Source organism: Methylothermus subterraneus, assembly GCF_054656915.1.
Window position 1 is genome coordinate 256,995 of sequence record NZ_BAAHXK010000002.1, and the last position, 13,375, is coordinate 270,369.

General features: G+C 60.3%; 12 protein-coding genes. 8 read left to right on the forward strand and 4 right to left on the reverse strand.

Annotated features, from left to right (window positions below; all coding sequences use genetic code 11):
- Positions 1-996, reverse strand: a complete 996-nt coding sequence (epmB, locus tag ACYQ3M_RS03070; protein ID WP_460034583.1) for an EF-P beta-lysylation protein EpmB — start codon at positions 994-996, stop codon at positions 1-3.
- Between the two features lie 31 nt (positions 997-1,027).
- On the opposite strand from epmB, the gene efp reads away from it, so the two are divergent.
- Genes efp through ACYQ3M_RS03095 form a run of 5 tightly spaced genes read left to right on the forward strand, consistent with a single transcriptional unit; the run spans position 1,028 to position 5,937 of the window.
- Positions 1,028-1,597 (forward strand): elongation factor P, encoded by a 570-nt coding sequence (efp, locus tag ACYQ3M_RS03075; protein ID WP_460034639.1) that lies wholly within the window; start codon positions 1,028-1,030, stop codon positions 1,595-1,597.
- Positions 1,569-2,552, forward strand: coding sequence for an EF-P lysine aminoacylase EpmA (gene epmA, locus ACYQ3M_RS03080; protein WP_460034584.1), 984 nt, complete (start codon positions 1,569-1,571; stop codon positions 2,550-2,552). Before efp ends, epmA begins: the two co-directional genes overlap by 29 nt.
- Positions 2,546-3,985 carry a HAMP domain-containing sensor histidine kinase gene (locus ACYQ3M_RS03085; protein WP_460034585.1) on the forward strand — a complete coding sequence of 480 codons (1,440 nt, stop codon included), beginning with the start codon at positions 2,546-2,548 and terminating at the stop codon, positions 3,983-3,985. Before epmA ends, ACYQ3M_RS03085 begins: the two co-directional genes overlap by 7 nt.
- On the forward strand, positions 3,975-4,580 hold the full coding sequence (locus ACYQ3M_RS03090) for a hypothetical protein (RefSeq protein ID WP_460034586.1): 606 nt from the start codon (positions 3,975-3,977) through the stop codon (positions 4,578-4,580). Before ACYQ3M_RS03085 ends, ACYQ3M_RS03090 begins: the two co-directional genes overlap by 11 nt.
- A 4-nt stretch (positions 4,581-4,584) precedes the next feature.
- Positions 4,585-5,937, forward strand: coding sequence for a sigma 54-interacting transcriptional regulator (locus tag ACYQ3M_RS03095; protein ID WP_460034587.1), 1,353 nt, complete (start codon positions 4,585-4,587; stop codon positions 5,935-5,937).
- Here ACYQ3M_RS03095 and ACYQ3M_RS03100 read toward each other — a convergent pair.
- Positions 5,923-7,464 (reverse strand): bifunctional aminoglycoside phosphotransferase/ATP-binding protein, encoded by a 1,542-nt coding sequence (locus ACYQ3M_RS03100; protein ID WP_460034588.1) that lies wholly within the window; start codon positions 7,462-7,464, stop codon positions 5,923-5,925. The genes ACYQ3M_RS03095 and ACYQ3M_RS03100 overlap by 15 nt on opposite strands.
- On the reverse strand, positions 7,461-8,621 hold the full coding sequence (gene rnd, locus ACYQ3M_RS03105) for a ribonuclease D (RefSeq protein ID WP_460034589.1): 1,161 nt from the start codon (positions 8,619-8,621) through the stop codon (positions 7,461-7,463). Before rnd ends, ACYQ3M_RS03100 begins: the two co-directional genes overlap by 4 nt.
- A gap of 18 nt (positions 8,622-8,639) precedes the next feature.
- Between rnd and polA the strand changes: the two genes are divergently transcribed.
- Positions 8,640-11,324, forward strand: coding sequence for a DNA polymerase I (gene polA / locus ACYQ3M_RS03110; RefSeq protein WP_460034590.1), 2,685 nt, complete (start codon positions 8,640-8,642; stop codon positions 11,322-11,324).
- Between the two features lie 155 nt (positions 11,325-11,479).
- Here the strand turns inward: polA and yihA are convergent, their stop codons facing one another.
- Positions 11,480-12,064 (reverse strand): ribosome biogenesis GTP-binding protein YihA/YsxC, encoded by a 585-nt coding sequence (gene yihA / locus ACYQ3M_RS03115; protein WP_460034591.1) that lies wholly within the window; start codon positions 12,062-12,064, stop codon positions 11,480-11,482.
- Between the two features lie 76 nt (positions 12,065-12,140).
- On the opposite strand from yihA, the gene ACYQ3M_RS03120 reads away from it, so the two are divergent.
- Positions 12,141-12,731, forward strand: a complete 591-nt coding sequence (locus ACYQ3M_RS03120) for a c-type cytochrome (protein ID WP_460034592.1) — start codon at positions 12,141-12,143, stop codon at positions 12,729-12,731.
- Between the two features lie 13 nt (positions 12,732-12,744).
- Positions 12,745-13,362 (forward strand): thiol:disulfide interchange protein DsbA/DsbL, encoded by a 618-nt coding sequence (locus tag ACYQ3M_RS03125; protein WP_460034593.1) that lies wholly within the window; start codon positions 12,745-12,747, stop codon positions 13,360-13,362.
- The last annotated feature ends 13 nt before the right edge of the window (positions 13,363-13,375 follow it).

Consider the following 13,375-nt stretch of genomic DNA (forward strand, 5'->3'; position numbering starts at 1 on the left):
TTAAAGCCACGTCTTGTACGGGGCCCCGGCGTGCTCGCGGGCAAGGCGGGGCACTAAGTAGCCAGGCAGCCGGCGACGCAGTTGGTCGTAAAGCGTTTTGGCTTCGGCTTCGGGAACTTCAAAGTGGGCCGTTCCGCGAACGCGGTCGAGCAAGTGCAAGTAGTAAGGCAGGATACCGGCGGCAAACGCCTTCTCCTGCAAAGCGACTAAAGTCTCCACATCGTCGTTTACCCCTTTGAGCAGGGTGCTTTGGTTCAGCACCCAAATGCCCTGCGCGCGCAGCCTCGAGACGGCCTTGGCCACTGCGGTGTCGATTTCGTTGGGGTGATTGGCGTGGACCACCATCACGCAGTGCAAGCGGGTCGCGGCCAGGGTTTGCGCGAGCTCCGCAGTGATGCGGCTGGGCAAGACGATAGGCAACCGGCTGTGGATGCGTAGCCTGCGGATGTGGGCGATCTCGCTTAGCGCTTGGATCAAGGCGCGAAGGCGCGTATCGCTCAGCATCAGAGGGTCGCCCCCGCTTAGGATCACTTCTTGGATTGCAGACTCGCTGCGCAGATAGTGCAGCGCCGCCTGAAGCCGGCTGGGGTTAAGTTGCTCGTCTGGGTAAGGGTACTCGCGCCTAAAGCAATAGCGGCAATGGATCGCGCAAGCGCCGGTGGCGATGAGCAGGGCGCGGCCGTGGTATTTGTGCAGCACCCCTTTGGCTTTTCTGGCCTGCGCGTCGCCGACCGGATCGCTGACGAAGCCAGGGGCCCACAAAGTTTCGCCGGCCTGGGGCAATACTTGGCGCAGCAGCGGGTCGTTGGGGTCGGCGGGGCGCATCCGGGCGGCAAACCCGCGGGGGACGCGAAAAGGGAACGCTCGTTCCGCTTCCTCGCTCCAGAGGTTCTGGGGCAGCCTAAGAAACGCCAAAAGCTCCGCTGGCGAGCGGAAGCCCTGCGCCAATTCCCTTTGCCAGGCGGGCAAGGCGGAAGGTTGGGGTATAATGAGCATCGCTTTCAACTTTCCAAAGGACGTATTCGACATGGCCACCTATAGTACCAACGAATTCAAGCCCGGGTTAAAAGTGCTGTTGGACGGCGACCCGTGCGCGATCTTGGAGAACGAGTTCGTCAAGCCCGGCAAGGGGCAAGCGTTCAACCGCGTCAAGTTCCGGAACCTCAGGACCGGCCGGGTTCTGGAGCGGACGTTCAAGTCCGGTGAAAGCCTCGAGGGCGCCGACGTCGTGGATAAAGAGATGCAGTATTTGTATAACGACGGCGAGTTCTGGTACTTCATGGATCCCAACACCTTCGAGCAGGTTTCCGCCGACGCCCAGGCGGTAGGCGAAGCCAAACAGTGGTTGAAAGAACAGAGCCTGTGCACGGTTACTTTGTGGAACGGGGTGCCCATCGCCGTTACCCCGCCCAATTTCGTCGAGCTGGCCGTGGTCGAGACCGATCCCGGAGTGCGCGGGGACACCTCGGCCGGCGGCAGCAAACCGGCAAAACTCGAAACCGGGGCGGTGGTGCGCGTGCCGTTGTTCATCCAGGTCGGTGAGGTCCTCAAGATAGACACGCGTACCGGTGAGTACGTCTCCCGCGTCGGCAAATAGCCCGTTTTGGCGGCCTGCTTGCAGTCTTGAGCTGCTGCGCCGGCGGGCCGCGTTATTAGAAAAGATCCGCGCTTTCTTCCGCCGCGCCGGCGTACTCGAAGTAGAGACGCCGCTGCTTTGGCCGACGGTGGGGACCGATCCGCACTTGGATGCTTTCCCGGTGGACGGGGGAGCTTGCACCTTGTACTTGCAAACTTCCCCGGAGTTTGCCATGAAGCGGCTTTTGGCCGCAGGTTCCGGCGCGATTTACCAAGTCTGCAAGGCGTTTCGGCGCGGGGAAGCAGGGCGTTGGCATAATCCAGAATTTACCCTGCTGGAATGGTACCGGGTCGGCTTCGATTTGCCTCGGCTGATGGACGAGGTCGCCTTGCTCTTGCATGAGCTGTTGGACGGGCGCGCGCAAGGGCAAGTGCGCTTGCGCTACGGGGAATTGTTTGAGGAATACGTAGGCGCTTCTTGGCAGGCGCCGTTGACTGCGTTGGCGCGGCAGGCGCAGGTTTTGGGCCTGCCGGAGGCGGCCTCGATCTGTGGGCAGGAACGCAGCCTATGGCTCGATTTGTTGTTCTCCCACGCGGTGCAACCCAATCTTCCTCGCGGCACCTTGGTCTTCGTCTGCGATTTCCCGGCCTGCCTGGCGGCGCTGGCCCGGCTCAAACCGGACGATTCTCAAGTGGCGGATCGGTTTGAGGTGTTCGTGGACGGCGTAGAGCTTGCCAACGGTTACCGCGAGCTGACCGATCCGCGCGAGCAACGCGCCCGGTTCGAGGCCGATTTGGCCTGGCGCCGGCGCGCCGGGATGCCGTCTGTGCCCGTGGACGAGGCGTTTCTGGCGGCGCTGGAGGCCGGGCTGCCAGAGTGCTCGGGAGTGGCTTTAGGGGTAGACCGGGTTCTGATGCTGGCCACAGGGCGCGCTGCCATCGCCGAGGTCTTGGCTTTTCCCCTTCCGGCGTGTTGAAACCGTTGCGCTTCCCTTCGCTGGCTACCCTGTTGTTGGCGGCTTTTGGCTTGGTGCTTTTGCCCCTGCTTTTGGCTTTGGGGTCGGCGCTGTATTCTCTGGAAAATCTGACTCGTTCCAGTCAGGCGGTAGTCTATCGAGCGGTGCGGATGACGCATAGCAGCCGCATGGTGTTGGAACACCTGATCGCGATGGAGCGCAACGCCAGGCAGTCTCTGATCCTGGCCGATCCGGGGTTGTTTGAGCATTACCGAAAGATGCGCTTAAACTTTGCCGCCGAGCTTAAAGCGTTGCAAGAGATGGCCGAGGAGGCAGAGCTGTCTGGCCTGTTGGCTAAGCTGGCGGGCTACGAGTTTGACCTGTATGCGCTGCTGCTGGATCCTAGGATTCCTGTCCAGATCAAGGGAGCCGAGGTGGATCAGTTTTCGGTTTTGCGCCAGTTGGCCAGTCAAATCTGGCAACGGAGCAATCTGCTCGTGGCCAAAGATCTCAAGGCGCTGGAGCAACGCTCCAAGGAAGGCCAGCAACAGACGCTCAGGCACCTTGGGGTCCTGCTGCCGGTGGCAGGGTCGTTGTTGATATTTTTCGTCGTATTGATCATTCGCCCCATTCGCCAGCTCGATGCGGCCATTCGCAAGTTGGGGGATAAAGGCTTTGATCAGCCGATCAGAGTGCAGGGGCCGCGTGACTTGGAGGCGCTCGGTAGGCGCTTGGACTGGCTTAGAACCCGGCTTGCTATGCTCGAGGCGGAAAAGCAGCGTTTTATGCGCAACATTTCCCACGAGCTGAAAACCCCTTTGGCCAATATTCACGAGGGCGTTGAATTGCTGGCTGAGCAAGTGGTCGGAGAGTTGACCCAGGAACAGGCCGAGATCGTCCAGATCGTATTCGACAACACCAAGCGGCTGCATCGGATGATCGAAGATTTGATCCGTTACAGCCAGTTGCCGCAAGTCGATGCGACGCTGCGCCCGCAGCCGGTCGACATGGCGCGCTTGGTTGAGGAAGTGATTGAAGATTATCGCGTCCGCCTGCGCGCCAAAGAAATTCGCCTGCAAAGCCGGTTAACCGCGGCGCGGCTCTGTGGATTTGCAGAGTTGTTGCGCTCGATGGTGGACAATCTGCTTTCCAATGCGGTCAAATACGCGCCGCAGGGAAGTGAAATCCTGGTGACGTTATTCCAAAAGGAAGGCACGCTGTATTTCGAGGTGCAGGATGAAGGTCCCGGGATTCCACCTAAGGAGCGCAAACGGGTGTTCGACGCGCTGTATCGGGGTTCCACCGGGCGCAAGTTGGGGATAGAGGGAACCGGCTTGGGGCTGGCGATCGTTAGCGAATGCGTGGCCCTGCATCGGGGGCGGGTGGAAATCCTCGATCCCCCGCGCGGGCGGGGCGCCTATTTTCGAGTCACCATCCCGCAAGATGGGGCTTAGCTTGCTTGCGCGCTTTATGGCACGTGTCGGCTGGCTCGGTTTGAGCCTATGCCTTGGCGCAGGATGCACCGTGCAGCCGCCCAAACCGGTGCCATCCCGGCAGGCGGTAGAGTATTCGCTCCAGAAACCGAATTATGTGCTTTATACTTTGCCGGAGCTGGTAAATTACTTGGGTTATTTGGCCGAGCTGCAGCCCTTTCAGCGCCAAGCCGAATGTGAATGGCTGCAGCGTTTCCACGCGCTTGCGCCGGGGCCGGGAGTGGGGCTGCATCTGGCGTTTGCCTTGCTGCTCGCGCCGGATTGCAGCGGCCGCGAACTGCCGCAGGCGATCGAGCTGTTTACGGTGGGGTTGGCGAAAACCCAGGATTTACCCACCCGCCGGTTATTGGCTTACTATATAGCCTTAGCTCGGCGCTGGCGTGAGTTAGAGCGGCATCACCAGGCATTGGCGCAGAAACTGGCTCGACAGTGCAGACAGGTCAAGCAAACAAGGCAGCGCTTTCAGGAGTGTACCCACGCGCTCAAAGACGCACGGGCCAAATTGGACGCGTTGAAGGCGATTGAACAAAACTTACATCCCATAGATACGCCGTAGATCAATGTCAGACTCACGCAAACGGGTTCTGTTGGTCGACGACGAAGAAGGGTTTTTGCGCTTACTCGCCGTACGCTTGAGCGCGGCCGGGTTTGCCGTCAAACCGGTGACCAGCGGTGAAGAAGCTTTGGCGCAGCTGCCGTTGTTTAGGCCGCATGTAGTGGTGACCGATTTGATGATGGACGGCATGGATGGCATGGCGTTGTTCGAGGCCATCCACGCCCGCTGCCCTACGCTGCCGATCATCATCCTGACTGCCCATGGCACCATCCGTGACGCTGTAGACGCTACCAAGCGGGGGGTATTTGGGTTTTTGACCAAGCCGGTGGACAATAAGGAACTGGTGCGTCAGGTCAGGCAGGCGATGGAGCTGAGCTTCGGGACGCGTCAACCCGAGGAAACAGGGGGGTGGCGCGGCGGAATCATTACCCAAAGCCCGCGGATGGCAGACCTGCTCGACCAGGTGGCGCGCTTGGCGCAGGGCCGGGCGAGCGTATACATTCACGGCGAGAGCGGGACAGGCAAGGAGCTCTTGGCCAGAGCGATCCATCAGGCAGGGCCACGGCGGGAGCGGCCGTTTGTCGCCGTCAATTGCAGCGCCATTCCAGAACATCTGTTCGAGTCGGAACTATTCGGCCATAAAAAGGGGGCCTTCACTGGCGCGATTCGGGACCACGAAGGCTTGTTCCGGGCCGCCGACGGGGGCACCTTGTTCTTGGATGAGATCGGCGACATGCCCAAGCCTTTCCAAGCCAAGCTGCTGCGCGCGATCCAGGAAATGAGGGTGCGGCCGGTGGGGAGCGTCGAGACCGTCGCGGTGGATGTGCGGATCATCTGCGCGAGCCACGTGGACCTGGAGCAGGCGGTGCGGGCGGGGGATTTCCGCGAGGATCTCTATTACCGGATCAACGTGGTCACGCTTAGGATCCCACCGCTGCGCGAGCGGCCCGAGGATATCCCTCTGCTTGCCGCCCATTTCGTCAAACGATTGGCCGAGCCTTACGGGAGCCAGGTCCAAGGCTTCTCGCCCGAAGCGATGGAATACCTCGTGCGTTACCACTGGCCGGGAAACGTGCGCCAACTGCAGAACGTCGTGGAACAGTGCGTCGCCCTTTCCAATACGCCCTTGATCCCTCTAAGCCTGGTGCAGAGGTCTCTCAGTGGGGAGGGCAGCGGCGGCGCCCTCCCCCCTTTGCGCGAAGCCAAGCGCAACTTCGAGCGCGAGTACCTCGTTCGCTTGCTGCAGATCACCCAGGGCAGCGTCGCGCGGGCGGCGCGGCTGGCCGGGCGCAATCGGACCGAATTTTACCGCTTGCTCAACCGCCATCAGATCGATCCGGCTTCATTCAAGTCCTAGCCGGCCTTTAAGTGCGGTCAGGATTTCGTCTGCGCTCGCTTGCGCGCTATCGAACGCGAGCACGGCGGTTTGCTCCGACGCGTCGAGCGGATCGTGGTGGCAAAGTTGCTGTTTTAAGACCTCTAGGTCGGCTTCCGACGGGTCGCGCCGCTCCTGAGCGCGCTTTAGGATGCGTTGGCGCAGAACTTCCTCAGGGGCGTGGCAATCCAGAATCAAGAAGGGAAGCGCCAGACTTTGCGCCAATTCTTGGAACCGGTCCCGATAGGCGCGGTTTAGGAAGGTGGCGTCGACGATGACCGGAAAGCCGGAGGTCAAAACCGTGCGGGCGTCGTCCCAGAGTTTTTGGTAGGTGCGCTGGGTGAATTCCGGACTATAAATCCCCCTCCCGAGGGTGGATCGGGAGGCGGCGTCGGCTTCGAGCCCCGCGAGGCGCTTGCGCTCTACGTCGGAGCGCAGGTGCAGCGCCCCCAGTTGGGCGGCCAGCCTGCGGGCGGCGTAGGATTTGCCGCTGCCGGAGAAACCGTGGGTGATGCCCAGAAAGGCTTTCTGGGTCTGGCTGAAATCCCAGGCCAGCTGTAAATACCGCTCGAATTCTTTTCCATGCGCCGGCGCGTCGGGCTGTTGAAGGCTGCGCAAGTGGGCGATTTTAGCCCGCACCATAGCCCGATAGACCAGGTAATAGCGCAAAAGCGGCACGCCGGCGTAGTCGCCGCTGAGGCTCAAATAATCGTTCAGGAAGCCAAATCCCAAAGGTTTAAGGCCGCGCGCGCAAAGGTCCATCGCGGTAAAGGCGATTTCGCTGATGACGTCGATCCAGCGCAGCACGGGGTTGAATTCGATGCAGTCGAACGGCAGCGGCTGTCCTTGCCATAGGACGATGTTGCCAAGGTGCAGGTCGCCGTGGCATTCGCGGATTGCGCCTTGGCGTTTGCGTTCGGCCATGACCGGGCGCAACCGAACAAATTCGCTCTCGGTCCAGGCTTGCAGTTTGGCCAGGGTGGGCAGATCGCTGCGCTCGATCTGGGCGAAATTTTGCCGGGCGGCTGCCTGGATGAGTTCGGGGTCGCCGTAGGGGTCTTGCGCTCCTGCCTGGGCTGCGCTGCGGTGAAAGCTAGCGATCCGCTCGGCCAGGGAGCGAAGGTGCGCTTCTTTCAGTTCGCCGCGGGCGGCAAGCTCGGCGAGCAGGTCCTGCTCTTGGAATTGACGCATCTTGACGGCGTACTCCAGAGTTGGACCTTCCCCCCGAAGGCGGGGAGAAGTGGGGCTGCCGGTGATCGCCACTACCTCGAGATAAATCGGCGCCGCCAAGCGGCGGTTGAGGCGCAATTCTTCCTGGCAATAGAAGCGCCGTTTGGTCAGGGTGGAGAAATCGAGAAACCCAAGATTTAGCGGCTTTTTGATCTTGTACGCGTAAGGCCCGGTGAGGAGGATCCAGGAGATGTGGGTTTCGCGGCAACGGAGGGTTTGCGTAGGATGGTCGTAAACCGCAGGGTCGAGCAAGGCTTGGATTAGGGGAGGCAAGCTCATTGCAAGCAAGGGCGCCCGTGTTCGATCTGCAAGCGCTTTTGCCCGGCTAAAAACGCTAAAAGCTCTTTGCCGATCAGTTCTCCACGCCAGCCTTGGCACAGGGTTGAGTCTTCCGGGCAGGCGAGGAATCGTTCCAAGTCTTTGCGCGAGGCCAGCCGCGCCGGGCTTAGACCGTGCTTGGCCGCTTGCAGCCGGACCAAAGCGCAAAGCAAGTCGAGCAAAGCTTCCTGTTCAGCGACGCGCGCTTTGGAATGGGGTACGTCGGCTTCTGGGTCCTCGGCAGAGGGCTGGGCGATGAGCTGGCAAATAGCGGCGCCGTAGCGGTGAAGAAACTTGGCGTCGATCCCGCGCAGCCGCGCTAGGGCTTCGGGAGTTTGCGGTTGCAGCTTGGCGATCTGGCAGAGAAGCTCGTCCTTGATCACCCATCCCCGGGGTTGATCGGAGGCCATCGCGGTTTCCTCACGCCAGGCCGCTAACCGTTTGAGGATGCGCAATTGGCGGCGGTTGAGTTGGGTTGCGCCTTTGATCCGCCGCCAGGCCTCGGCGGGCGGGTTGGCATAGGTGGCAGGATCAATGAGGGCTTTAAGCTCTTGTTCCAGCCACGCCAGCCGCCCTAATTGTTCGAGGCGGTGGCGTAATGCCAGGTACAAGGGACCCAAATAGCGCACATCGTCGATGGCGTAGCGGATCTGCTCGGCGTCTAAAGGCCGTTTTTGCCAATTGGTGCGGCTGTGGCCTTTTGCCAAAGTCACTTCCAAGACTTCTGCCACCAGTTGGGCGTAACCGATTTGCTCAGAATAGCCAAGCAGCGAGGCGGCCAATTGGGTGTCAAACACCGGCGCGGGCAGTTGGCCGTGAAGATGGTAAAAAATTTCTAGATCCTGGCGCCCGGCGTGGAAGACTTTGAGTTTATCGGGGCGATAGATGAGCTGCCACAGCGGGCGAAGATCGCCAAGCCGCAAAGGATCCACGCACGCCAGCGCGCCCTCGCCGGCGATCTGGAGCAGACAGAACTTGGGATAATAAGTAGACTCGCGCAGGAATTCGGTGTCGATGGCCAGCCAGGGGCTAGAAGCTAGGGTTTGACACAGGCGCTCGAGTTCGCCCGGAGCGTCGATGTATTTTGGAGTAAAATCGGTGGATTTCGCGCTCGCCATGGGACAATAATCGCCTTTATGACTCAGGGCCACAAGCTTTTGGTTCTCGTAGACGGCTCTTCGTTCTTATATCGAGCCTATCACGCTCTGCCGCCGCTGCGCAATTCGAAGGGCGAGCCCACTGGGGCGATCTACGGGGTGGCCAATATGCTGCGCAAACTCCTAAATACCTACGATACCCCTTATTTTGCGGTAGTGTTCGACGCCCCCGGCAAGACCTTCCGCGAAGCTTGGTATGCGGCCTATAAAGCTCAGCGCCCACCCATGCCGGAAGAACTTGCAGCTCAGCTTAAGCCCTTGCAAGAGCTGATCGAGGCCTTAGGGATCCCGCAGATCGTGCACGAGGGGGTAGAGGCCGACGACGTCATCGCTACCCTCGCAAGCCAAGCCAAAGCTTTGGGCTTCCGCGTGGTGGTGGCCACCAGCGACAAGGATCTGGCGCAACTGGTGGACGATCGCCTGATCCTGGACGACACTTTGTCTGGAACCCGCTTGGATGTTCAGGGAGTCCAGGAAAAATTCGGCGTGCCGCCGGCCAAGATCGTCGATTTCCTCGCGCTGGTCGGGGATCCTACCGACAACATCCCCGGCGTTTCTGGGGTTGGACCCAAGACCGCGGCCAAGTGGTTGAACCAATACGGCTCTCTGGACGGGATTTTAGCCCACGCGAACGAGATCAAGGGCAAGGTGGGGGAGAGTTTGCGCGCCCATCTGGACCGGCTGGCCCTGGCGCGCCAGTTGGCCACGGTGCGTAGCGATCTGGCGCTGGCGATCCCGCTGGCCGAGCTTAAACGGCGCCCGCCCGATTACGCCAGGTTGACGGAGCTGCTCAGGCGCTTTGAGTTCACGTCTTGGCTGCGTCGGCTGGATTTGCCAACCCTGAATGCGTCGCCGAATTCAGGTTACCGCACGGTGCTCACCCAGGCCGACCTGGATGTGTGGCTGGCGGTGTTGCGGCAGGCTCCGCTTATTGCCTTAGACACCGAAACCACCGATCTGAATTACCTGGACGCGCGCCTGGTGGGCGTGTCGTTCGCGGTGGAGCCAGGCGAGGCGGTTTATGTTCCGGTGGGGCACGACTACTTGGGGGCGCCGCCGCAGCTGGATTTGCACGGCTTGCTGGAAAAGCTGCGTCCGCTTTTAAGTTCAGCGGATATCCCCAAATTAGGGCAGAACCTTAAATACGACCTCCACGTGCTCGCCAATCACGGCATCGAGCTGAAAGGGGTCGCCCACGACACGATGCTGCAGTCTTACGTGCTCAACAGCACCGCCACTCGCCACGATTTGGCTTCTTTAGCGTTGACTTATCTTGGGGTCCGGATCACGCGCTACGAAGAGGTGGCCGGCAAGGGCGCCAAGCAGATTCCCTTCTCCAAGGTGGATCTTGAGCAGGCGATGCGGTATGCCGCCGAAGACGCCGACGTTGCTCTACGCCTGCATCAGGTGTTGTGGCCTAAGCTCGAGGCCGAACCTAAGCTCAAACGCGTGTATGAGGAAATCGAGATGCCCTTGGTGCCGGTTCTGGTCCGCATGGAGCGCCACGGCGTGCAGGTGGACTGCGCAGAATTGGCTAAACTCAGCGCCGAGCTTGAGCAACGCTGCGCGGCCATCGAGGCGCAAGCTCACCGGATCGCCGGCGAGGCGTTCAATCTGGCTTCCCCGAGCCAGGTGCAGAAGATCTTGTTTGATAAGCTCAAGCTGCCGGTGTTGAAAAAGACCCCCAAGGGCCAACCTTCCACCTCCGAGGAGGTTCTGCAGCAGCTCGCACAGGACTACGAATTGCCGCGCCTGCTTTTAGAACACCGGGCGCTGAGCAAACTCAAGTCGACCTACGCCGATCGCCTGCCGCAGCAGATCCATCCGCGCACCGGCCGGGTGCATACTTCGTATCATCAGGCGGTTACCGCCACCGGCCGCTTGTCCTCGTCGGATCCCAATCTCCAGAACATTCCCGTCCGCAGCGAGGAAGGCCGCCGCATCCGGCGCGCTTTCGTGGCGCCTCCTGGATTTCGCCTGGTGGCGGCCGACTACTCCCAGATCGAGCTTAGGATCATGGCCCATCTGTCTGGGGATGCGAATCTAACGCGCGCGTTCGCGGCAGGGGCCGACGTTCACCGCGCCACCGCCGCCGAAATCTTCGGCGTTGCCCCAGAACAGGTTACGCCGCAGCAGCGCCGCGCTGCCAAGATGATCAACTTCGGTTTGATCTATGGGATGTCCGCCTTCGGTCTGGCCAAGCAACTCGGGGTGGGGCGAGAGGAGGCCCAGGCCTATATCGAGCGGTATTTCGAGCGTTACCCAAAGGTCCGCGAATACATGGAAGCGATTAAACGCTCGGCGTACGCTTTAGGATACGTGGAAACCCTGTTCGGGCGCCGGCTCTATTTGCCGGAACTCAAGTCGCAAAACCCCAAGCTTCAAAGTCAAGCCGAGCGCACGGCGATCAACGCGCCCATGCAAGGGAGCGCGGCCGACATCATCAAGCGGGCGATGATCGCCGTGGACGAGTGGATCCTAAACTCCGGCAGCGAGGTGAAGATGATCATGCAGGTTCACGACGAACTCGTGTTCGAGGTCGCCGAGGAGGGTTTAGACCAAGCCGTCTTACAGATCCGGACGCACATGGAGGGGGCAGCGAATTTAAGCGTGCCCCTGGTGGTGGAGATCGGGGTGGGGGCAAACTGGGACGAGGCGCATTGAGGAACTTTTGCCGGGTTTTGCCTTCTAATAGGGCAAGTGTCAGGAACGACGCCAAACCTACTCATTTCCTCCCTTATGAGTAGCGAGCAGCTCCGGTTCCCCCAAGCCGGAGCACTTTGACCCCGAAGCTTTCCCCCTTTGGCTTCGGGGTTTTTTTATTCTATTTCGAACCAGCGGTCAAGCATCGCGTGCGCCGAATCGATCCCGAGCTTTTGGGTGGCGGAAAAAAGCTGGCAGCTCAAACCTAGAGACTGTTGCACTTTGAGCAGCGTGTTTTTCGCCGGCCCGTAGTTGAGCTTGTCGGCTTTGGTCAGAAGCACGTGCAGCGGCCGCTGCAAGCGATGGCACCACTCGATCATAAGGCGGTCGATCGCGGTTAAGGGATGGCGGATGTCCATGAGCAAGAACACGCCTTTAAGGCACTTGCGGTGTTGGAAATAGTCCTCCAGGGCTTTACGCCAGCGCTCTTGCGCTTGACCCGACGCTTTGGCAAAACCGTAGCCGGGAAGGTCCACCAGGCGGCGCTGCGCGTCCACCTGGAAAAATACCAGCTGTTGGGTCCGCCCCGGCGTTTTGCTGGCGCGCGCGAGCGCTTTTTGATTAGTTATCGCGTTGATAGCGCTGGATTTTCCCACGTTGGAGCGACCAACGAAAGCTACTTCAAATCCAGTATCGGGAACGTCCCGGGCAAATTCGAGCGTGCTCAGCAAAAACTGGGTTCGGTGATACAAAGGATTCATCGAGGCGGTACCTAAAACCGGAAAATCGATACAATGATTGCCGTTTTAAGCTTTAAATTCGATCACGGGAAGGCACATGAAAACTATACTAACATTGATGGCCGCGATTTGGCTGCTGATGGGGGCTCGCAGCGGCGCCGCGCAGCCTGCCAAAGCGCAAGAAAAAGCCGCGGTGTGTGTCGGCTGCCACGGCGAGGCAGGCAAGGGAGTCACCCCTTTGTTTCCGAAATTGGCCGGGCAAAACCCCAAATACTTGAGTGCACAACTTCGTGCTTTCAAGCATCAGAGCCGGTCTGTTCCGGCCATGAACGCTGTCGCTGCGGGGCTGAGTGAAGAGGATATCGCGACTTTGAGCGCCTACTTTGCCGCCCAACTTCCCCAAGCGGAAGCGGTGGAGTCCTCGCCGGAGGGAGAGGCGATTTACCGCTTTGGGATTGCGGCCCGAAAGGTGCCGGCGTGCGCGGCTTGTCATGGTCCGCAAGGGCAAGGGAACGCGCCGGCGGGTTTCCCGCGGGTCCAGGGTCAATATGCGGCCTATACGATCAAGGCGTTGAGCGATTACGCCCAGGGCCTGCGCGGTGAGAACACCCCCATGCGCGCTATCGCCGCGCGCCTTAACGAGGCGGAAATGAAGGCGGTGGCCGCCTATATTGCCGGATTGAAATAAAAAGGAGACGAAGATGCGCTACGTTTGGACGATACTGCTTGGGTGGCTCTTGGCTGGTGCGGTGGCGGCCCAGGAATACGTGGAGTTGAATCCACCCCGGCCGACGGCGGATCCGACGAAGATCGAAGTCATCGAGTTTTTCTGGTACGGTTGCCCTCACTGTTTTCGCTTTGATCCGTACCTTGAGGATTGGCTCAAGAGCAAACCGGCGGAAGTGGCGTTTAGGCGCCAACCGGTGATTTTTGGCCCCCACTGGGCACCGCAAGCGCGCGCCTACTTTACCGCCGAGGTTTTGGGCGTGGTGGACAAAATCCACAAGGACTTCTTCGATGCCATGCACGTAGCCAAGAAACCCATGGCAAGCGAAGAAGAACTGGCCGAGTTTTTTGTCGCTCATGGCGTTGACCGGCAAGCCTTCCAGAGCGCTTTCCGCTCGTTTGCGGTGGATCTGAAAGTGCGCCAGGCCGAAGCGATCGCCGCCGATTACGGGATCACCGGCGTGCCGTCGCTGGTGGTCAACGGCAAATACGCGATCACCGGTCAAACCGCCAAGACTTACGCCAAGATGATCGAGGCGCTTAAAACCTTGGTCGAACGCGAGCGGCAAGCGCTGCGCGCCGGCATGCCCTAACTGGTTTGCAAAG